Source organism: Pantoea sp., assembly GCF_039594315.1.
Taxonomy (GTDB): Bacteria; Pseudomonadota; Gammaproteobacteria; order Enterobacterales; family Enterobacteriaceae; genus Pantoea.
In genome coordinates, this window is record NZ_JBCNNP010000004.1 from 22853 (window position 1) to 42005 (window position 19153).

Annotated in this window: 20 protein-coding genes and 1 other annotated feature; of the genes, 7 read left to right on the forward strand and 13 right to left on the reverse strand. The window is 55.5% G+C overall.

The annotated features are described in order from the left end of the window. Positions 1-43: 43 nt before the first annotated feature. The 9 genes from hisIE to hisL all read right to left on the reverse strand — a co-directional run bounded on the left by hisIE (position 44) and on the right by hisL (position 7280). Entirely contained in the window at positions 44-655 is a 612-nt protein-coding gene (gene hisIE, locus ABDW13_RS04555) for a bifunctional phosphoribosyl-AMP cyclohydrolase/phosphoribosyl-ATP diphosphatase HisIE (protein WP_343551233.1), read from the reverse strand. Continuing rightward, positions 649-1425, reverse strand: a complete 777-nt coding sequence (gene hisF, locus ABDW13_RS04560; RefSeq protein ID WP_343551234.1) for an imidazole glycerol phosphate synthase subunit HisF — start codon at positions 1423-1425, stop codon at positions 649-651. The genes hisIE and hisF overlap by 7 nt, the downstream gene beginning before the upstream one ends. Beyond that, complete coding sequence (hisA, locus tag ABDW13_RS04565) at positions 1407-2144, reverse strand: 1-(5-phosphoribosyl)-5-[(5-phosphoribosylamino)methylideneamino]imidazole-4-carboxamide isomerase (RefSeq protein ID WP_343551236.1); 738 nt, start codon at positions 2142-2144, stop codon at positions 1407-1409. The genes hisF and hisA overlap by 19 nt, the downstream gene beginning before the upstream one ends. Continuing rightward, a complete protein-coding gene (gene hisH, locus ABDW13_RS04570; protein WP_343551237.1) occupies positions 2144-2734 on the reverse strand; it encodes an imidazole glycerol phosphate synthase subunit HisH in 591 nt (196 codons plus the stop codon). The genes hisA and hisH overlap by 1 nt, the downstream gene beginning before the upstream one ends. Then, on the reverse strand, positions 2734-3801 hold the full coding sequence (gene hisB / locus ABDW13_RS04575; RefSeq protein WP_343551238.1) for a bifunctional histidinol-phosphatase/imidazoleglycerol-phosphate dehydratase HisB: 1068 nt from the start codon (positions 3799-3801) through the stop codon (positions 2734-2736). The genes hisH and hisB overlap by 1 nt, the downstream gene beginning before the upstream one ends. A 2-nt stretch (positions 3802-3803) precedes the next feature. Continuing rightward, positions 3804-4874, reverse strand: a complete 1071-nt coding sequence (hisC, locus tag ABDW13_RS04580) for a histidinol-phosphate transaminase (protein WP_343551239.1) — start codon at positions 4872-4874, stop codon at positions 3804-3806. Beyond that, on the reverse strand, positions 4871-6178 hold the full coding sequence (gene hisD, locus ABDW13_RS04585) for a histidinol dehydrogenase (protein WP_343551240.1): 1308 nt from the start codon (positions 6176-6178) through the stop codon (positions 4871-4873). Before hisD ends, hisC begins: the two co-directional genes overlap by 4 nt. Before the next feature lie 4 nt (positions 6179-6182). Then, a complete protein-coding gene (gene hisG, locus ABDW13_RS04590) occupies positions 6183-7082 on the reverse strand; it encodes an ATP phosphoribosyltransferase (RefSeq protein ID WP_097096747.1) in 900 nt (299 codons plus the stop codon). A 53-nt stretch (positions 7083-7135) separates the two neighbouring features. After that, positions 7136-7257: a sequence feature (His leader region), on the reverse strand. Then, positions 7233-7280, reverse strand: a complete 48-nt coding sequence (gene hisL, locus ABDW13_RS04595; RefSeq protein ID WP_100396937.1) for a his operon leader peptide — start codon at positions 7278-7280, stop codon at positions 7233-7235. It overlaps the preceding feature by 25 nt. Before the next feature lie 181 nt (positions 7281-7461). On the opposite strand from hisL, the gene ABDW13_RS04600 reads away from it, so the two are divergent. Next, positions 7462-8289: an SDR family oxidoreductase gene (locus ABDW13_RS04600; RefSeq protein WP_343551241.1), complete on the forward strand. Its 828-nt coding sequence runs from the start codon at positions 7462-7464 to the stop codon at positions 8287-8289. Positions 8290-8346: 57 nt separating this feature from the next. On the opposite strand, the gene ABDW13_RS04605 is transcribed toward ABDW13_RS04600, so the two are convergent. Genes ABDW13_RS04605 through puuD form a run of 3 tightly spaced genes read right to left on the reverse strand, consistent with a single transcriptional unit; the run spans position 8347 to position 10966 of the window. Continuing rightward, positions 8347-9624 (reverse strand): FAD-binding oxidoreductase, encoded by a 1278-nt coding sequence (locus ABDW13_RS04605; protein ID WP_343551242.1) that lies wholly within the window; start codon positions 9622-9624, stop codon positions 8347-8349. A 23-nt stretch (positions 9625-9647) separates the two neighbouring features. Next, positions 9648-10205 (reverse strand): HTH-type transcriptional regulator PuuR, encoded by a 558-nt coding sequence (gene puuR / locus ABDW13_RS04610; RefSeq protein ID WP_343551243.1) that lies wholly within the window; start codon positions 10203-10205, stop codon positions 9648-9650. Next, positions 10202-10966, reverse strand: coding sequence for a gamma-glutamyl-gamma-aminobutyrate hydrolase (gene puuD, locus ABDW13_RS04615; protein WP_343551244.1), 765 nt, complete (start codon positions 10964-10966; stop codon positions 10202-10204). Before puuD ends, puuR begins: the two co-directional genes overlap by 4 nt. A gap of 213 nt (positions 10967-11179) precedes the next feature. Between puuD and ABDW13_RS04620 the strand changes: the two genes are divergently transcribed. Both ABDW13_RS04620 and ABDW13_RS04625 read left to right on the forward strand, forming a co-directional pair. Then, positions 11180-12595 (forward strand): glutamine synthetase family protein, encoded by a 1416-nt coding sequence (locus tag ABDW13_RS04620; RefSeq protein WP_343551245.1) that lies wholly within the window; start codon positions 11180-11182, stop codon positions 12593-12595. 349 nt (positions 12596-12944) lie between these two features. Further along, positions 12945-14303 carry an APC family permease gene (locus tag ABDW13_RS04625; RefSeq protein ID WP_343551246.1) on the forward strand — a complete coding sequence of 453 codons (1359 nt, stop codon included), beginning with the start codon at positions 12945-12947 and terminating at the stop codon, positions 14301-14303. A 177-nt stretch (positions 14304-14480) separates the two neighbouring features. On the opposite strand, the gene ygbI is transcribed toward ABDW13_RS04625, so the two are convergent. Next, on the reverse strand, positions 14481-15242 hold the full coding sequence (ygbI, locus tag ABDW13_RS04630; RefSeq protein WP_343551247.1) for a DNA-binding transcriptional repressor YgbI: 762 nt from the start codon (positions 15240-15242) through the stop codon (positions 14481-14483). Positions 15243-15501: 259 nt separating this feature from the next. Between ygbI and ltnD the strand changes: the two genes are divergently transcribed. The 4 genes from ltnD to ABDW13_RS04650 are packed head-to-tail and all read left to right on the forward strand — an operon-like array spanning position 15502 to position 19074. After that, positions 15502-16410, forward strand: coding sequence for an L-threonate dehydrogenase (gene ltnD, locus ABDW13_RS04635; RefSeq protein ID WP_343551248.1), 909 nt, complete (start codon positions 15502-15504; stop codon positions 16408-16410). A gap of 2 nt (positions 16411-16412) precedes the next feature. After that, the gene (gene otnK / locus ABDW13_RS04640; protein WP_343551250.1) at positions 16413-17672 is read left to right on the forward strand and encodes a 3-oxo-tetronate kinase; all 1260 of its coding nucleotides are present in this window, start codon (positions 16413-16415) and stop codon (positions 17670-17672) included. Beyond that, a complete protein-coding gene (locus ABDW13_RS04645; protein ID WP_343551251.1) occupies positions 17669-18295 on the forward strand; it encodes an aldolase in 627 nt (208 codons plus the stop codon). The genes otnK and ABDW13_RS04645 overlap by 4 nt, the downstream gene beginning before the upstream one ends. Next, on the forward strand, positions 18295-19074 hold the full coding sequence (locus ABDW13_RS04650; RefSeq protein ID WP_343551252.1) for an HPr family phosphocarrier protein: 780 nt from the start codon (positions 18295-18297) through the stop codon (positions 19072-19074). The genes ABDW13_RS04645 and ABDW13_RS04650 overlap by 1 nt, the downstream gene beginning before the upstream one ends. Positions 19075-19153: the final 79 nt, after the last annotated feature.

The following is a 19153-nucleotide window of genomic DNA, read 5'->3' on the forward strand; positions in this document are numbered from 1 at the left end:
TTAGCCATAGAAGCCAATTTTGAGCAGTATGTTGCACAATCCGTTATTTATGACGCGCACGCAGATTATTGATGATGGTGCTCAAATCCAGTTCCTGATCCTGCAACAGCACCATCAGGTGATACAGCAGATCTGACGCTTCGTTAGTCAGTTCGTGGCGATCGTTGACCGTAGCAGCCAGCGCGGTTTCTACGCCTTCTTCACCGACTTTCTGCGCGATGCGCTTGGTGCCGCTGGCGTAGAGTTTCGCGGTATACGAACTCTCCGGATCGGCAGTTTTGCGCGAAGCCAGCAGTTGCTCTAGCTGATACAAGAACGTCCAGTCTGGTGCCGCAGGTGAGAAGCAGCTCGAGGTGCCGAGATGGCACGTTGGACCAATTGGATTGGCTAAAATCAGCAGCGTATCGTTATCACAATCCGGCGTAATGCTGGCGACTTGCAGGAAGTGGCCCGAAGTTTCGCCTTTGGTCCACAGGCGATTCTTGGTGCGCGAGAAGAAGGTGACGTTGCCCTCGCTGAGGGTTTTTTGCAGTGCTTCTTCGTTCATATAACCGTGCATCAGCACTTCGCCAGAAACGTTGTGCTGGACGATCACAGGCATCATGCCCGCGGTTTTGACCCAATCCAGTTTGGTCAGTTGTTCTGCTGTTAACACGCGCGAATCTCCACACCGTTGTCGATCAGGAAGTTTTTCAACTCGCCGATATTGATAATTTGTTTGTGAAACACCGAAGCGGCCAGCGCGCCATCAACATTGGCTTGCTCGAAGGCTTCGAGGAAGTGCGGCATGGTGCCTGCGCCGCCAGAGGCGATGAGTGGCACCTTGCAGACGTCGCGTACTTTCTTCAGTTGCACCAGATCGTAGCCGTTACGCACGCCGTCCTGGTTCATCATATTCAGCACGATTTCGCCGGCGCCCAGCTTCTGCACTTCCTGCACCCAATCCAGTGTTTCCCACGTGGTCACTTTGGTGCGCGCTTCATCGCCAGTGTACTGATTGACGTGATATTTGCCGCTGGCTTCATCAAACCAGGTATCGATGCCCACCACGATGCACTGCACGCCAAAACGATCGGCAAGGCGCGTGATCAGCGTCGGATCGGCCAATGCTGGCGAGTTGATGGAGATCTTGTCGGCACCGAATTGCAGGATGCGCGCGGCATCTGCTTCGCTTTTGATACCGCCGGCCACGCAGAAAGGAATATCAATCACTTCTGCAACGCGCGACACCCAGCTTTTATCCACCACGCGGCCATCAGAAGAGGCGGTGATATCGTAGAACACCAGCTCATCTGCGCCTTCTTGCGCATAACGCTGCGCCAATGGCACGATGTCGCCGATGATTTCGTGGTTGCGGAACTGCACGCCTTTCACCACTTGTCCGTCACGCACATCAAGACAAGGAATTATCCGTTTTGCCAGCATGCGATTGCCTCCGCTACGGTGAATTTATCTTCCAATAAGGCGCGACCCACAATCACGCCTTGTGCGCCGCTGCCGCGCAGCGCGGCGATGTCATCCAGTGAACCAATGCCGCCAGAAGACTGGAACGCAATGTCCGGGAAGGCAGCAGAAACTTCTTGATACAGCTCGACGTTGGAGCCGCTCAGCGTGCCATCGCGCGAAATATCGGTGCACAGCACGTGTTTAAGGCCGACCGGTTGATACCAGCCAATCACTTCTTCCAACGTCACGCCCGCCGCTTCTTGCCAGCCGCTGATCGCCACTTCTTTACGATTAGTGGCGTCAATGCGCACGTCCAGCGCCAGCACAATGGCGTCGGCACCAAATTCGCTGAACCAGCTTTTCACTTCTTCTGGTTGCTTAACGGCAGTAGAACCGACGACAACGCGCGTCGCGCCCGCCGCCAGCAATGCCGCGACATCATCGCGATTGCGGATGCCGCCGCCAACTTGCACCGGCACGTTCACGCCGCGCAGCAAGGTGGTGAGCAGCGGAATCTGACGTTTGGCCGGATCTTTGGCGCCGGTCAAATCCACCAGGTGCAGCACTTCTGCGCCCTGGCGTTCGTAATCTTGCAAGCGTGGCAGTGGATCGCTGCCGTAGTTGCGCTGCTGGCCGTAATCGCCCTGATGCAGACGCACCACTTTGCCGTCGATTAAATCTAATGCGGGGATAATCATCACATCTCCAGGAAATTTTTCAGCAACTGCGCGCCGGCTTTGCCCGAACGCTCCGGGTGGAATTGCACGCCGAAGAAGTTATCTTTCTGCAAGGCGGCAGTAAACGGCTGACCATAATCACATTGGGCGATGGTAGCGGCATTCACCGGCATGGCGTAGCTGTGCACGAAGTAGAAATAGCTGCCGTCAGGAATGTCGCGGAACAGATGATGACCGGCTTGCGCAGTGATCTGGTTCCAGCCCATGTGCGGCAGCGGCAAACCTTGGGTATCCATTAATGAAACCGGTTCATCCACCAGGCCAAGCGTGGTGACGCCGCCGTTCTCATCGCTGCCGCGGCCGAGCAACTGCATGCCAAGGCAAATGCCTAAAACCGGCTGCGTACAGGCTTTGATCAGATCGATCAGGTCGCGTTCCTGCAACTGATTCATGGCGGCTTGCGCGGTGCCAACGCCCGGCAATAGCAGTTTGTCGGCATGCAGCACTACGTCGGGATCGCGACTCACCTGCGGCGTATAACCGAGGCGCTCAATCGCCCACTTCACCGACGACAAGTTGGCGCAGCCGGTATCGAGGATCACCACGTTCATCACAGCACTCCTTTCGAGCTCGGCAAGGTGTTGCCGTCAACGCGAATCGCCTGACGCAGCGTGCGGCCAAAGGCTTTGAACAGGCTTTCGACGCGATGGTGATCGTTGCGGCCTTTGGTTTTCAGGTGCAGCGTGCTCATCATTGCGTAGGAGAGTGAGCTGAAGAAGTGCTCGACCATTTCGGTGCTGAGATCGCCAACGCGCTGGTAGCTGAATTCGGCTTTAAATTCGATGTGCGGGCGACCGGAAATATCCAGCGCGCAGCGGGCCAGACACTCATCCATTGGCAGCACAAAGCCGAAACGGCCGATGCCGCGCTTGTCGCCCAGCGCTTTCAATAATGCTTCGCCGAGCGCCAAACCGGTATCTTCCACGGTGTGGTGATCGTCGATATACAGATCGCCTTTAACGTCGATGTTCATGCGGAAACCGCCGTGCACCGCAATCTGATCCAGCATGTGATCGAAGAAACCGACGCCAGTATTAATTTTGCTGCCGCCTTCGCGATCCAGCCACACTTCGACTTTAATCTGCGTCTCTTTGGTATTGCGCTGCACCAGCGCATAGCGATCGCGCTTGGTTAAACGCGCCTGAATCGCATCCCAATCTTCGCCTTCTTTGCCGTAACGCAGGCCCTGAATGCCCATGTTTTGCGCCAACTGAATATCGGTCAGACGATCGCCGATCACGTAGCTGTTGGCGGTATCCAGCGCCCCTTCGGCCAGCCAGGCTTCAACCATTTTGGTTTTTGGCTTGCGGCAATCACAGTTGTCATCCGGCATGTGCGGGCAAATCAGGATGTCGCTGAAGTTGATACCTTGCGAGCTGAGGATCTGCATCATCAGATTATGCGGGCCATCAAAATCCGCCTGCGGGAAGCTATCGGTGCCGAGGCCATCCTGGTTGGTGATCATCACCAACTGATAACCCGCAGCTTGCAGCGCCAGCAGCGCCGGGATCGCGTTCTTCTCAAACGCCAGCTTCTCCATACGATCCACCTGATAATCAGTTGGTGGCTCAGAGATGATGGTGCCGTCGCGGTCGATAAAAAGGATCTTCTGACTCATGCTTACTCCACTGATAAGGCTTGCAGCGCGGCGATCAGGCGCTCGCACTCTTCACGGGTGCCGATGGAGATGCGCAGGCATCCCGCAAGGCCGGGGTTTTTGTTTTGGTCGCGCAGAATAATGCCTTGATCCCACAGTGTTTTAAACACTTTTGGCGAATCAGTGAAGCGCGCCAGAATATAGTTGGTTTCGCTCGGGAACACTTGCTGGACCACATCCAGCTGCGGCAACTGCTCAAACAGCCAGGCGCGATTGGCATTCAGTTGCGCCACATGCTGGCGCATCAAGGCGATACCTTGCTCGCTCAATGCTTGTCCAGCAACATCGGCAACCGGCGTGGCGAGCGGATAGGGCGCAATCACCTTCATCAGCAGATCGATCACCGGCTTGTTCGCCAGGGTGAAGCCGCAACGCAAACCCGCCAGCGCAAAGGCTTTCGACAGCGTGCGCAGAATCACCAGATGCGGATAATCCTTCAGCCAACCCGCCAGTGTCGCTTCCGGGCAAAACTCAATATAGGCTTCATCGGCGACCAGCAGCGCTTTTCCGGCAGTCATATCCAGCAGTTTACGGATGTCGTCGGGATTGATCAGGTTGCCGGTAGGATTGTTCGGGCTGCACATATACACCACTTTCACGCCGTCGAGTTGATCAGCGATAGCCGGAAGATTGAGCTGCCAATCCTCCAGAGCAGCCACGGTGCGATATTCAATGCCGATGGTTTCGGCGCTGACGCTGTACATGCCGTAAGTTGGCGGACAGAACAGAATCCCATCTTTACCCGGCTCGCAGAACGCGCGCATCAGCAGTTCGATACCTTCATCGGCACCGCGGCTGACCAACACCTGCTCTGGCGCTAAACCGGCGTAAGCGGCGTAGCGTTCAATCACCAATTTTGGCTGGCATTCTGGATAGCGGTTCAGGGTTTGCTGCGACAGTTCAAACGGCACCGGCAGCGGGTATTCGTTGGCATTCAGCCACACATCGCCGTTGCCACCCAAACGACGCGCCGATTGATACGGCGTCAAGGCTCGCACATTGGCGCGCGCCAAATCTTCAATATTCAGGCTCATGCTTGCTCCTTCAATGCGGCAACGCGCAGGGTCACGGCGTTTTTGTGGGCTTCTAACTGCTCGGCGGCGGCCAGCGTTTCAATGGTTGCAGCCAGATTGAGGAAACCTTGAGGCGTCAATTCTTGCACCGTCATACGTTTCTGGAAATCGGCCAATCCGAGGCTGGAACAGGTGGCGGTGTAACCGTAAGTCGGTAACACGTGGTTGGTGCCGGAGGCGTAATCGCCCGCTGATTCCGGTGACCAATCGCCAAGGAACACTGAACCGGCGCTGGTGATGTCATCCACTAATTCGCGCGGCTGACGCGTCTGGATGATCAGATGCTCCGGACCGTACAGATTGGAAATCTCCACACACTGCGCCAAATCACGCAGCACAATCAGGCGACTACTTTCCAGCGCCTGGCGTGCAGTCGCCGCGCGTGGCAGTTGCGCCAATTGTTCTTCCACTGCTTGCGCCACGCCTTCAGCCAGCTTTAAAGAAGGCGTCAGCAGGATTACCTGTGAATCCGGGCCGTGTTCGGCTTGCGACAGCAAATCCGATGCCACGAACGCTGGCGTTGCGCCTTCATCGGCAATCACCAACACTTCGGATGGGCCAGCAGGCATATCAATCGCTGCACCATCAAGACGTTGGCTGACCTGACGTTTGGCTTCGGTGACATAAGCGTTACCTGGGCCAAAAATCTTGTCCACTTTCGGCACGGTTTCGGTGCCAAAGGCGAGGGCGGCAATCGCTTGTGAACCGCCAACCTGAAACATTTCCTTCACGCCGCACAGTTGTGCAGCGTAGAGAATTTCATCGGCGATCGGTGGCGGCGAGCACAGCACCACGCGTCCACAACCGGCAATGCGCGCAGGCGTCGCCAGCATCAATACGGTGGAGAACAGCGGGGCGGAACCACCAGGAATGTAAAGTCCAACCGATTTTACCGGACGGGTAATCTGCTGGCAGCGCACGCCCGGCTGCGTTTCCACATCCACTTCACGCAGAATCTGCGCGTTGTGGAAGGTTTCGATATTGCCCACAGCCACCGCCATCGCTTGCTTCAGCGTGTCGCTTAGACGATCGCTGGCCGCTTGCATCTCTTCGGCACTGACGCGCAGATTATCCACCTGCGCTTTGTCGAAGCGCGCGCTAAATTCACGCAGCGCCGCATCGCCTTCATTCTTTACTTTGACCAGCACGTCACGCACGATCTGGCTGATGCTTTCCGAGGCTGAAATCGCCGGACGCATCAGCAGCGCTTGCTGCTGATCTTCATTACACTGTTGCCAATCAATCGGCGTCATCAGCTTGCTCATCGTATTACTCCAACATTTTTTCGATTGGCAATACGAGGATTGAGCTGGCGCCCAGCGCTTTCAGTTTTTCCATGGTTTCCCAGAACAGCGTTTCTGTGCTCACCATGTGCATCGCCACGCGGCTCACATCACCCGCCAGCGGCAGCACGGTTGGACGCTCAGCACCTGGCAGCAGAGCGATCACTTCTTCCAGACGCTCGCTTGGCGCGTGCAGCATGATGTATTTGGATTCACGCGCTTTAATCACGCCTTGAATACGCGTCATCATTTTGTCGACCAGCTCTTGCTTAGCAGCAGGCAGCTCGCCATCGCGCTGAATCAACACCGCTTTGGAACGGTAAATCACTTCCACTTCGCGCAGGCCGTTGGCTTCCAGCGTTGCGCCGGTAGAAACCAAGTCACAAATCGCATCGGCCAAACCGGCGCGCGGTGCCACTTCGACAGAACCATTAAGCAGGCAAGATTTGAAAGCGACGCCTTGTTTATCGAGGTATTTCTTCAGCAGGTGGGGATAAGAGGTGGCGATGCGGGCGTTATTCAGGCATTGCGGGCCGGTGTACTCTTCATCAACCGGCATCGCCAGCGACAGGCGGCAACCGCCAAAATCCAGGCGACGCAGCGTGAAGTAGCGTGGATCTTCGCCTTGTGCACGGCGGTTCAGCAGCTCTTCTTCCAGCACGTTTTCGCCGACGATACCGAGATCCACCACGCCATCCATCACCAGGCCAGGAATATCGTCATCACGCACACGCAGGATGTCGATAGGCATGTTCTCCGCAAACGCAATCAGACGCTGCTGCTGAAGATTGATTTTGATGCCGCAGCGCGCCAGCAATTCGCGTGATTCATCGCTTAAACGGCCTGATTTCTGCATAGCTATGCGAATACGGGTGTTATCTAACATGGTTCCTATCCTCTTATTCAATCCTGTTTGAACTTGTCGGGTTGCGTTCGCCCATAAAAAAACCCCCGGAAGATGATCTTCCGGGGGCTCTCTTTGCGTTCGCACCACTGGAAGATCCTAATCGTCTCCCAGCACACATCGCCTGAAAGACTAGTCAGGATGATGGTGATGATGGTGGTTGAACTGAACGCGTGTCATAGTAAATTCCGTTGCTGAATGAGTATTCATTTGCGTGCTGATTAACCTAACCAAGATGATGAAATTTGGCAACCCTTTTTTAACCGTCAATTTCCGGAATCTCCCGAAACAGTTTGCGCTGGTTTGCGACATCTCCCGGCACTAAGATGAACTTTCAACGAGCCGTGTATCAGGAGTCGATATGAAAAAGGTCGCGATTGTAGGTCTGGGATGGCTGGGGATGCCGCTGGCGATGGCGTTAACGGCACGCGGTTGGCAAGTGACCGGCAGCAAAACCTCGCCGGATGGTGTGGACGCGGCACGACGCTGCGGCATTGATGCGTTTCAACTGGTTCTCACGCCAGAACTGGAGTGCGAAGCGGAAGATTTAGAGCGGCTGATGGCGGTGGACGCGCTGGTGGTGACTTTGCCTGCCAGCCGCACGGTACAAGGCGGCGAAGCCTATCTGCAAGCAGTGCAAAACGTGGTGGATACCGCGCTGGCGAAAAAAGTGCCGCGCATTATTTTCACCAGCTCGTCATCAGTGTACGGCAGCGGCAATGGTGTGATGAAAGAGAGCAGCCCGCTGCAACCGGAAACCGTCGCCGGCAAAACGCTGGTGGAGCTGGAAAACTGGCTGCACGATCTGCCGGGCACCAGCGTGGATATTGTACGTTTGGCAGGATTAGTTGGGCCGAATCGTCATCCTGGCCGTTTTCTCGCCGGTAAAACCGGGCTGGAAAATGGTGGATATGCGGTGAATCTGGTGCATCTTGATGATGTGGTAGATGCGATTGTGCTGCTGCTACAAACGCCTAAAGGCGGGCATGTTTACAACCTTTGCGCTTCGAAACATCCGTCGCGTGACAGCTTCTATCCAAGCGTGTCGAAACAGTTGGGTCTGGAAGCGCCGACGTTTGCTGTTGAGCAGGAGCGATCAGCGGGGAAGGTGATCGATGGCTCGAAAATCGCTAATGAGTTGGGGTTTGAGTACACCTACGATGACCCGATGAAAATGCCATTGGAGTGATTTCCCCGCTACCGCGAATGCTCCGTAGGGTCGCCATTTATGGCGACCTGGTCAATCTCAAACCCCCAACCGATCCCGCAACGCATACCACGCCGCGCCCATCGCCGTCAGCGGCACTTTAAACCTTCTCCCGCCGGGGAACGGCAAGTGTGGCAACTTAGCAAACGCATCAAACCGTTCCGCCTGCCCGCGCAGCACTTCCGCAATCAGTTTCCCGGAAAGGTGCGTACAAGTGACGCCGTGCCCGCTGTCGCCCTGCATAAAGAACGCATTCTTTTCCACCTGACCAAACTGCGGCATGCGCGACAGCGTCAGCAGGAAGTTGCCGCTCCAGCGATGGCTGATTTTGATATCACGCAGTTGTGGGAAGGTACGTAGCAATTTAGGGCGAATCAGCGCTTCGATATCATCCGGCTCGCGTGCGCCGTACACCACGCCGCCGCCATACAGCAGGCGGTTATCGGCGGTGAGACGGAAGTAATCCAGCAGATAGTTACAATCTTCAACGCAATGATTGTTCGGCAGCAAACCCAGCGCCTGATCGCGCGTTAACGGTTCGGTGGTCACAATTTGCGAGCCGCACGGCATGCTTTTGCGGCTCAGTCGTGGTTCCAGTTGTGACGGTAAATAGGCGTTGCCCGCAAAAATCACAAAGGTAGCCGTCACCTCGCCTTTGGCGGTTTTTACCCGATGCGGCGCGCCATATTTCACTTCCAGCGCCGACGATTGTTCGTAAATTCGTCCGCCGTGGCGGCGAATGGCCTCGGCTTCGCCCAGCGCCAGATTGAGCGGATGCAAATGCCCGCCGCGCTTATCCAGCAAGCCACCAACATAACGATCGGTCGCCACTTCACGCCGAATGCCACGTTCATCTAAAAGTTCTAGATCATGATTGCCATAGCGCGTCCACAGCGCTTTCTGGCTGCGCAAATGGACCATTTGGCGCTGATTGAGCGCGGCGAAAATGCCACCGGGACGATAATCGCAGGCGATAGCGTAACGATCGATGCGATCGCGGATAATCTCCGCGCCTTCAAACATCATGCTGCCGAGCATCTGCGCGGTTTGCTTGCCGTAGCGCTGTTCGATTACATCCACGTCTCGGCTGTACGAATTCACCACCTGGCCGCCGTTACGGCCGCTGGCGCCAAAGCCGATTTTTGCGGCTTCCAAAACCACCACGTCGTAACCGGCTTCAGTGAGAAACAATGCTGAAGAGAGTCCGGTAAAGCCGCCGCCGATGATGCAGACATCACACTGCACCGATTCCTGCAATTCTGGCCACGGTGCATGAGCGTTGGCGGTTGCGGCGTAAAAACTTCCCACATGTTGCATTAAAGCCTCCTAAAGCGCGAAACCTAGAAATTGGCGGGCGTATGCGCGCTAACAATGCGACACGGTTGATCTGAGGTATTGGTAAAACTGTGCGGCAAACCGGTATCAATCACGTAGCTTTCGCCGCGATACAAATGGTAGCTCTGACCATTCACCACCAAGGTAATTTCCCCTTCCAGTACCGTGCCGGTCTCTTCGCCGGGATGGCGGATCTTCTCGCCGGTGCTGGCGCCTGGTTCATAGCTCTCCAGCAGCATCGCCAGCGCGCGGCGTGCGGCACCGTTATCGATCAACAGCAGCGAGACGCCGAGGCTGCCGATCTCGACACACTCTTCTGGGCGCACAATCACGCGCGGCGTGGCGTTGATTTTCGGTTCAGAGAAAAATTCCGACAGCGACAGACCATAAACCTTCAGCAACTTTTGCAAGGTACTGACTGCCGGGCTGACTTTGTCCTGTTCGATGGTGCTAATGGCGCTATGCGTTAATCCTGACAACTCAGCGACGCGACGCTGAGACAATCCCAACTCTTGCCGGATCTGTGACAAACGTCGTCCGGGTGCCAGAGTGGCATCATTCATGGCTGCTTTTCCTTGTGATAACTGCGCGCGGCGGCAATAAAGGCCGCAAACAAACGACGTGAGATGGGATCGTCTTCAGAATGCCATTCCGGATGCCACTGCACCGCGAGAGCAAACGGGTGCTGGCGCAGGCTGACCGCTTCAACCAAGCCATCCGCTGCTCGCGCTTCTACGCGCAGCTGCGGGCCCGTTTCGCGAATGCCCTGACCGTGCAGAGAATTCACGGCAAACGGCGCATCGCTGCCCAGCAGTTCACGCAACATGCCGTCGCTTTCCGGTTGCACGTCGTGCACCGGCGCGTACTGCTCATCCAGCGGTAAGGAGTCGTCTTCGCGGTGTTCTTGATAAAGATGGGTCATGTGCAGTTGGCGATGCAGCGCGCCGCCGTTGGCTACCACCATTTCTTGTAAGCCGCGACAAATGCCAAACATCGGCATCTTTTTGCCAATCGCGTGAGTGATCAAGCCAAAGGCAAGGCGATCGCGCGCTGGATCGGCATGCGCTTCTTTACCGTCTTCACCGTAATGCCAGGGCTCGATGTTGCTGGGGCTGCCGGTCAGCAAAATGCCATCCAGCATGGTCATACTGTTTTCTAATAGATGAGGTGCGTGCATCAATTGATGTGGCAAAGGCAGCGGCACGCCGCCAGCCAGGACAATAGCGTCGAGATATTTGTTGTGAACCGTTTGCCCTACATGGCTGCCGATGAAGTTTTGGCACATCACTACACCAATCAAGGGCTTGTCAAAAATAATGCCCATAACGTCTCCACGTTGCTGTTCAATATTTTCACCGAAATTGCGCGGCTAGACTTAAAAGTGTGCAATATTTTGTCAATCTAGCAACCACATGTTCGTTCTTCAAACAGATTTGTTACATTTGCACACTTTTTGCGTTAGAGCTATGTTAGAAGAGTGGCTGTTATTTTGAGCATTGCGCGCACCAAATTTAAACGGTAAAAGGCGGGTGGGAACATGACGAACCTCGTAGAAGTAGAAGACTTCACGCGACACAGTGAAGAAAAACGAACAAGCGCGTTCCAGCTGGAGGTGAAAACCTGGCTGGAACGCCATCCTGAAACGCAGTATGTCGATATTCTTCTTAATGATTTAAATGGGGTATTTCGCGGTAAGCGCATTCCCATCTCCGCATTAGCAAAACTGGAAAAAGGCTGTTATTTCCCGGCTTCGGTTTTTGCCATGGATATTCTCGGTAACACGGTCGAAGAAGCGGGACTTGGACAGTCACTTGGCGAACCCGACCACCTCTGCACGCCGGTTCCCGGCACCTTGATACCTTCCGCTGCTGATCCCACTCACATCGCCCAGCTACTGCTGACCATGTGTAACCAAGATGGCACTCCCTTTGACGTTGAACCCCGTAATGTCCTCAATCGCTTGTGGCAACAGCTGCGCAATCGAGGATTGTTCCCGGTGGTAGCGGTAGAGCTGGAGTTCTATCTGGTGGACAAGCATCGAGACGCGGAAGGGTTTATCCAACCGCCATGCGCGCCGGGTAGTGATGAACGAAACATGCAGAGTCAGGTGTATTCGGTAGATAATCTCGACCATTTCGCCGACGTTCTGCGTGATATCGATAATCTTGCTAAGCAGCAGGGTATTCCGGCGGATGGCGCATTAGCGGAAGCTTCGCCCGGTCAGTTCGAAATCAACTTGCATCACACCCGTGATGTGCTGAAAGCCTGCGATCACGCGATTCAGCTGAAACGCTTGATCCGTCAGGTAGCGGAAAATCACGGCATGACCGCCACCTTTATGGCCAAGCCGTACGAAGAGTACGCCGGCAGCGGCATGCACGTGCATATCAGCATGCTGGATGCCGCCGACCACAACGCCTTTGCGTTGGACGATGGCAGCGATTCGCCGCTGATGAAGCGTGCGTTAGCGGGGATGATCGATCTGATGCCGGCTTCGATGGCGTTGCTGGCGCCGAATGTGAATGCTTATCGCCGCTTTGTGCCGGAATCCTATGTACCGCTGCAAGCGTCATGGGGACATAACAATCGTACGGTAGCCTTACGTATTCCTTGCGGCGATGCCGATAATCATCGCATCGAATATCGTGTGGCCGGTGCCGATGCAAATCCTTATCTGGTGGTGTCAACAATTCTTGCCGGAATTTTGCACGGTTTGGATAATCAGCTACCCTTACCGCATGCCGTGAAGGGCAACGGACATGAGGCGGAAGGGCTGGCCTTGCCGATTCGGCAAAGCGATGCGCTGTACGAATTCGAGAATAGCTACCCGCTGCAAAAGCTGTTGGGCGAGCGTTTCAGCGGCGTGTGGCACAGCTGCAAACAGTATGAATTGATGCAGTTTGAGCGCTTAATCACCGCCACTGAGATTGATTGGATGCTGAAGAACGCTTAAGTGCGGAGAGATTTGATCTAACGTCTTGTGCCGATGGCCTAATTTGGGGCAAAATACGCGCCCTGCAAAATGAGAAACATAACCGACGCTTATCCCGTCGGTTATTTTTTTGCATGATGTACTCACTGACATTCAAACGAGGCCGGACACGCATCCGGATAGATAGATACTGACAACACGCGTTGTGCGTGAGATTTGAGGAAAACAAAGATGGGACTGTTTACCATTGCACCAGCTCAGGCTGGCGCGCGCTTCCGTGACGACTACGGCGCCGCAACAATCGCAAACACTTATACCACTTCTCACTGCAACACAGTGCGCAGCGTCCTTTTCAACGAGGGCCTGAAGCATGTCGCTTAATACCTCTGCCGCACCTCAGCGTGCACACCTGAAAAAATCTCTGACCTTGATCCCGGTTGTCATGATGGGCCTGGCGTATATGCAGCCAATGACCCTGTTTGATACTTTCGGCATCGTGTCAGGATTGACCGACGGCCACGTCGCCACCGCTTATGCTTTCGCCCTGATTGCGATTCTGTTTACTGCCGTGAGCTACGGCAAGCTGGTACGCCGCTTCCCATCTGCGGGCTCCGCTTACACCTATGCTCAGAAGGCTATCAGTCCGCACGTCGGCTTTATGGTTGGCTGGTCATCACTGCTGGACTACCTGTTCATGCCGATGATCAACATCCTGCTGGCGAAAAGCTATTTTGAAACGCTGGTGCCGGGCATTCCGTCGTGGATTTTCGTGGTGTTGCTGGTGGCCTTTATGACCATCTCCAACCTGCGCGGAATCAAAACCGTTGCCAACTTCAACAGCGTGATCGTGGTGCTGCAAGTGGTGGTGATGGTGGTGATTACCGGCATGGTGGTTTACGGTGTGGCACACGGTGTTGGCGCAGGAACCCTGACCAGCACGAAACCGTTCTGGTCTGAGAACGCACATGTGGTGCCGATGATTACCGGCGCGACCATTCTCTGCTTCTCGTTCCTCGGCTTTGACGGCATCAGTTCGCTGTCGGAAGAGACCAAAGATGCTGAACGCACTATCCCGCGCGCGATTTTCCTCACCGCGCTGATTGGTGGTGTGATCTTTATTGGTGTCTCTTACTTCCTGCAACTGTACTTCCCGGACATCTCACGTTTCACCAATCCGGACTCTTCACAGCCAGAAATCATGCTGTTTGTTGCGGGTAAAGCGCTGCAAATCGGCATCCTGATCTTCTCGGTGGTGACGGTATTGGCATCGGGCATGGCGGCGCACGCCGGTGTTTCGCGCTTGATGTACGTGATGGGCCGCGATGGCGTGTTCCCACAGCGTTTCTTCGGCTTCATCCACCCAACTTACCGCACGCCGTCACTGAACGTGCTGCTGGTGGGTGGTGTGGCGCTGCTGGCGATCAACTTCGACCTGGTCACGGCAACCGCGCTGATTAACTTCGGTGCGCTGGTGGCGTTCACCTTTGTGAACCTGTCGGTGATTGCCCAGTTCTGGATCCGTGAGCAGCGTAACAAGACGCTGAAAGATCACCTGAACTATCTGGTGCTGCCGGTGATGGGCGCGCTGACGGTGGGTGCGTTGTGGATTAACCTGGAAGAGACCTCAATGGTGCTCGGCCTGGTGTGGGCGGCGATTGGTATTATTTACCTCGCGTTTGTTACCCGCACTTTCCGCAATCCGGTGCCGCAGTTCAGCGAAGAAGTTTGATGTGATCGAGGGCGCTGTCCCTCACCCTAACCCTCTCCCGCACGCGGGAGAGGGGACTGCCCGAGCGAATATGTCAGCTCATCATTCACATGTGGCAGCGTCTCCTTCTTCCGCTTGCGGGGGAAGGCCGGGATGGGGGACAGCGAGCACCATCCAACCCTTTTAAAAACCGCAACATCAACCCGCCAACACCAATTCCCAGCTCCCCGAGCTCAATGTCTCACGTCCGGCTTTACTTAACTCGGCATCGGTAATCAAGGTATCAAACCGCTCCAGCGGCAACGCCAGATGCGTAGCAATTTTGTTGTACTTCGAACTATCACTCAGCAACACGCGCTTGCTGCTGACATCGCTCGCCGCCAGCTTCACCGGCACTTTATCTTCATCCGGCGTAAACAAGCCGCGCGGGCCCCAGCAAGATGCCGAGATAAATGCGATATCGATCGCCAGCTGACGCAAACTGCGCGCTGCGGCTTCACCGACGCTGGATCGGTTCTCACGGCAAACGGTGCCGCCAGTATGAATCAGCTTGCAGCCGCTGCTCTCCATCAACAGGCGGGCAATCACGAAATCATTGGTCACCACCAGCAAATCGTCGCGCTCAACTAACTCTCGCGCCAGCGCCAGCGTGGTGGTGCCGGCATCAATGTAAATACAACTGTTACGCGGAATATGGCGCGCGGCATATTGCCCGATTGCCATCTTCTCGCCGCTGTACATGCTGGTTTTCGCCAGATGTGACGGCTCCGCCGCCAGCCGATCCGCTGAACGCACGCCGCCCGACACCGACAACACCGCGCCTTGTTCCTCCAGCTTCTGCACGTCGCGGCGAATCGTCATATGCGACACGCCTAATCTTTCCGTCAACTCGGCAATGCTCACCACGCCGCGCTCAGCAACCAACGCTAGAATCTGTTGATGACGTTCAACCGGAATCATGATGCTCTCCCTGAATTATCATTTTTTCACATTGTAGATCATCGATTCACAGGCCGCAGCAGAATTTATCTTGCCGTAAACTAAGCAGAAATCCCGCCAATCCTGTGGTTGTGACCTGTGCCTCATCGTGTGAAGGGATGTTAAATGTTCCGTGGGTAAGTTAATTTTTGTGATATCACGCACGTTTCCTGGTCAGTTTCTGCGGCAGACTTAACACCAATGAACAAATTATCACTTAAATTAACAATGGAGGTTTGCTGTGTCAGCAACCGTGAATAACATCGGCGTGATTGGTTTAGGTTCCATGGGCATGGGCGCAGCGCAGTCTTGTATCCGCGCTGGATTAAATACCTGGGGTGTTGATCTCAATCCGCAGGCGCTGGAAACCTTGCGTCAGGCCGGTGCACGTGATGCACAGACCTCCGCAGCCAGCTTTGCCGCAGAGCTCGATGCCGTATTGCTGCTGGTGGTGAATGCCGCGCAAGTGAAAGCGATTCTGTTTGGTGAAAACGGTGTTGCCGCGCAACTGAAGCCGGGCACAGTGGTGATGGTGTCCTCTACCATTTCTTCACAAGATGCGCAGGCGATTGAACAACAGCTTACACAACACCAGTTGTTGATGCTGGATGCACCGGTTTCTGGCGGCGCAGCGAAAGCGGCGGTGGGCGAGATGACGGTGATGGCGTCGGGTAGCGATGAAGCCTTTGCGTTGCTCAAGCCGGTGCTGGATGCGGTCGCCGCGAAGGTTTATCGCGTTGGCAGTGAAATCGGCCTAGGTTCCACCGTCAAAATTATTCACCAGTTGCTGGCGGGCGTACATATCGCCGTTGGTGCAGAAGCGATGGCGCTAGCGGCGCGCGCGGGCATTCCACTCGACACCATGTATGACGTGGTGACCAACGCGGCAGGCAACTCGTGGATGTTTGAGAACCGCATGCGCCACGTGGTTGATGGTGATTACTCGCCAAAATCCGCGGTGGATATCTTCGTTAAAGATCTCAATCTGGTGGCGGATACCGCCAAGTCGCTGCATTTCCCGCTGCCGCTGGCCTCAACTGCACTCAACATGTTTACCGAAGCCAGCAATGCCGGTCACGGTCGTGAAGACGACAGCGCAGTGATCAAGATTTTCAGCGGCATCACGCTGCCGCAGGGCAAGGAGAAGTAATTATGCGTTTAGGCGTAATTGCAGACGATTTTACCGGCGCGACTGACATCGCCAGTTTTCTGGTGCAAAACGGTTTGCCGACCATTCAGTTTAACGGCGTACCCGCCGAGCACGATGAATTGAGCACGCAGGCGATTGTCATCAGCCTGAAGTCACGTTCTTGCCCGGCGCAACAGGCGATTGATCAATCGCTGGCGGCCTTAAAATGGCTGCAACAGCAGGGCTGCGACCGTTTCTACTTCAAATATTGCTCGACCTTCGACAGCACCGAGCAGGGCAACATCGGTCCGGTTACCGATGCGCTGCTGGCGGCGCTGGGCGAAACACAAACGGTGATCTCGCCGTCGCTGCCGGTCAACGGTCGCACCGTGTATCAAGGTTATCTGTTTGTTGCCGACCAGCTGCTGTCCGAATCAGGCATGCGCCACCACCCGGTGACGCCGATGACCGACAGCAATCTGGTGCGTTTGATGACGCGCCAGGCCCAAGGCCAGGCGGCGGTGATCAATGCCGCGCATTTGGATAAAGGTGCCGACGCGGTACGTGAGCAATTGGACGCATTGAAAGCGCAGGGCATCAACTATGTGGTACTTGATGCGCTGCATGAACAGCATTTGCTGACTCAAGGTGAAGCGTTGAAAGCCATGCCTTTGGTGACCGGCGGTTCCGGGCTGGCGATTGGCATTGCGCGCGCGTGGGCCACGCAGCAGCAGAACAGCGATGCTGAACAAGCCGGACGTCCGCAGGGCGAACGCGCGGTGGTGATTTCTGGCTCCTGCTCGCAGATGACCAATCGCCAGGTGGCAGCCTATCGCCAACAAGCGCCATCACATGAAGTGTTGGTGGAACGTTGCCTTGAAAATGCCGCGAGTTATGCGCAACAACTGTGCGATTGGGTGGAAGCCCATCATCAATCAGCCTTGGCTCCGTTGCTGTTTGCTACCGCCGATGCGCAGCAGTTGCAGGCGATTCAGCAGCAATATGGCGCGGCGCGCAGCAGCGAGGCGGTTGAGCAACTGTTTGCCAACGTGACGCGTGAACTGCAGAAACGCGGCTGGCAGCGCTTTATTGTGGCAGGTGGTGAAACCTCCGGCGTGGTGGCGCAGAGTCTGGGCGTGACCGCTTTCCATATCGGGCCGATGATTTCGCCTGGCGTGCCGTGGGTGCGCGATATCCATCAACCGCTTTCGCTGGCCCTGAAATCCGGCAATTTTGGCGACGAACAGTTCTTTGCCCGCGCACAAACGGAGTTTTCAGCATGACCGAACAACAAGCACGCGAAGAGATGGTGCAACTCGGCGCCTCGTTTTTCCAGCGCGGCTACGCCACCGGTTCGGCGGGCAACCTGTCGCTGCTGCTGGAAGATGGCAACCTATTGGCAACGCCAACCGGCTCCTGCCTCGGCGAATTGCAAGCCGATCGCCTGTCAAAAGTGACCTTGCAAGGCGAGTGGATCTCTGGCGACAAACCGTCAAAAGAAGTGGCGTTTCACCGTGCGCTGTACCTGAATAATCCCGAGTGCAAAGCGGTGGTACATCTGCACAGCCACTATTTGACCGCGCTTTCCTGCCTCAACGATCTCGATAGCGAAAACTGCATTCGCCCGTTCACGCCATACGTGGTGATGCGCGTCGGCGACGTGCCGGTGGTGCCGTATTACAAGCCGGGCGATCAGCGTTTGGCCGATGATTTAGCCAATCTGGCATCGCGCTATAACGCTTTCCTGCTGGCGAATCACGGCCCGGTGGTAGTGGGCAAATCGCTACGCGAAGCGGCCAATAACACAGAAGAACTGGAAGAGACCGCGCGTTTGATGTTCACGCTCGGCGACCGCTCGATCCGTTATCTCACCGATAGCGAAGTTGCGGAATTGAGGAATTTCTAATGCCAAAGTTTGCAGCCAATTTATCCACCCAGTTCGGTGAACTGCCGTTTATCGAACGCTTTGCCGCTGCGGCGAATGCCGGTTTCCGCGCGGTGGAGTTCCTTTTTCCTTATGACTATCCAGCAGAAGTGATCAAAGCCGAACTGGAAAAACATCAACTGGAACTGGTGCTGTTCAATACCGCGGCGGGCAACGTGCAAGCGGGCGAGTGGGGCGTTTCGGCCATTCCGGGGCGCGAAGCGGATGCGCGTGCCGATATCGACCGTGCGCTGGAATATGCGCTGGCGCTGAATGTTAAGCAGGTGCACGTGATGGCAGCAACCGTGCCGAACGGTGCCGATCGTGCCGAATATGAAGCCACTTTTGTGCGAAACATGCATTACGCCAGCGAGCAGTTTGCGCCGCACGGCATTCGCTTGCTGCTGGAAGCGCTTAATCCGGTGACCAAGCCGAATTACCTCTACTCAAGCCAATACCAAACGCTGGCGATGATGGAACGTATTGATCGCCCGAACGTTTTCACACAGCTCGACCTGTTCCACGCGCAGCTGGTGGACGGCAATCTGACGCATCTGATTCGCGAATATGCCGGACGCTATCGTCACATCCAAATCGCCTCTGCGCCACATCGTCATGAACCGGACGAAGGTGAAGTGAATTACGCCTACATTTTCAATCTGTTAGATGAAGTGGGCTACGACGGTTGGGTGGGATGCGAATACATCCCGCGCGGCCGCACCGAAGCCGGTCTGGGCTGGTTCGCGCCTTACGCTAAATAAGCCGTCTTGTTGTGCCCCGCACAGTGCACTTTGCGCTGTGCCGGTGAAGTCTTACCTAATTTCGCCAATACCAGAGAAA

What these genes read in the sequence shown, in the direction of transcription:
- ABDW13_RS04600 (WP_343551241.1), top strand. Translation starts at nt 7,462, where the DNA reads ATGAAAAAGGTCGCGATTGTAGGTCTGGGATGGCTGGGGATGCCGCTG.
- hisG (WP_097096747.1), bottom strand. Translation starts at nt 7,082, where the DNA reads ATGTTAGATAACACCCGTATTCGCATAGCTATGCAGAAATCAGGCCGT.
- hisF (WP_343551234.1), bottom strand. Translation starts at nt 1,425, where the DNA reads ATGCTGGCAAAACGGATAATTCCTTGTCTTGATGTGCGTGACGGACAA.
- hisD (WP_343551240.1), bottom strand. Translation starts at nt 6,178, where the DNA reads ATGAGCAAGCTGATGACGCCGATTGATTGGCAACAGTGTAATGAAGAT.
- hisC (WP_343551239.1), bottom strand. Translation starts at nt 4,874, where the DNA reads ATGAGCCTGAATATTGAAGATTTGGCGCGCGCCAATGTGCGAGCCTTG.
- hisB (WP_343551238.1), bottom strand. Translation starts at nt 3,801, where the DNA reads ATGAGTCAGAAGATCCTTTTTATCGACCGCGACGGCACCATCATCTCT.
- ABDW13_RS04620 (WP_343551245.1), top strand. Translation starts at nt 11,180, where the DNA reads ATGACGAACCTCGTAGAAGTAGAAGACTTCACGCGACACAGTGAAGAA.
- hisA (WP_343551236.1), bottom strand. Translation starts at nt 2,144, where the DNA reads ATGATTATCCCCGCATTAGATTTAATCGACGGCAAAGTGGTGCGTCTG.
- puuD (WP_343551244.1), bottom strand. Translation starts at nt 10,966, where the DNA reads ATGGGCATTATTTTTGACAAGCCCTTGATTGGTGTAGTGATGTGCCAA.
- ygbI (WP_343551247.1), bottom strand. Translation starts at nt 15,242, where the DNA reads ATGATTCCGGTTGAACGTCATCAACAGATTCTAGCGTTGGTTGCTGAG.
- ABDW13_RS04650 (WP_343551252.1), top strand. Translation starts at nt 18,295, where the DNA reads ATGCCAAAGTTTGCAGCCAATTTATCCACCCAGTTCGGTGAACTGCCG.
- otnK (WP_343551250.1), top strand. Translation starts at nt 16,413, where the DNA reads ATGCGTTTAGGCGTAATTGCAGACGATTTTACCGGCGCGACTGACATC.
- hisH (WP_343551237.1), bottom strand. Translation starts at nt 2,734, where the DNA reads ATGAACGTGGTGATCCTCGATACCGGCTGCGCCAACTTGTCGTCGGTG.
- puuR (WP_343551243.1), bottom strand. Translation starts at nt 10,205, where the DNA reads ATGAATGATGCCACTCTGGCACCCGGACGACGTTTGTCACAGATCCGG.
- ABDW13_RS04625 (WP_343551246.1), top strand. Translation starts at nt 12,945, where the DNA reads ATGTCGCTTAATACCTCTGCCGCACCTCAGCGTGCACACCTGAAAAAA.
- ABDW13_RS04645 (WP_343551251.1), top strand. Translation starts at nt 17,669, where the DNA reads ATGACCGAACAACAAGCACGCGAAGAGATGGTGCAACTCGGCGCCTCG.
- ABDW13_RS04605 (WP_343551242.1), bottom strand. Translation starts at nt 9,624, where the DNA reads ATGCAACATGTGGGAAGTTTTTACGCCGCAACCGCCAACGCTCATGCA.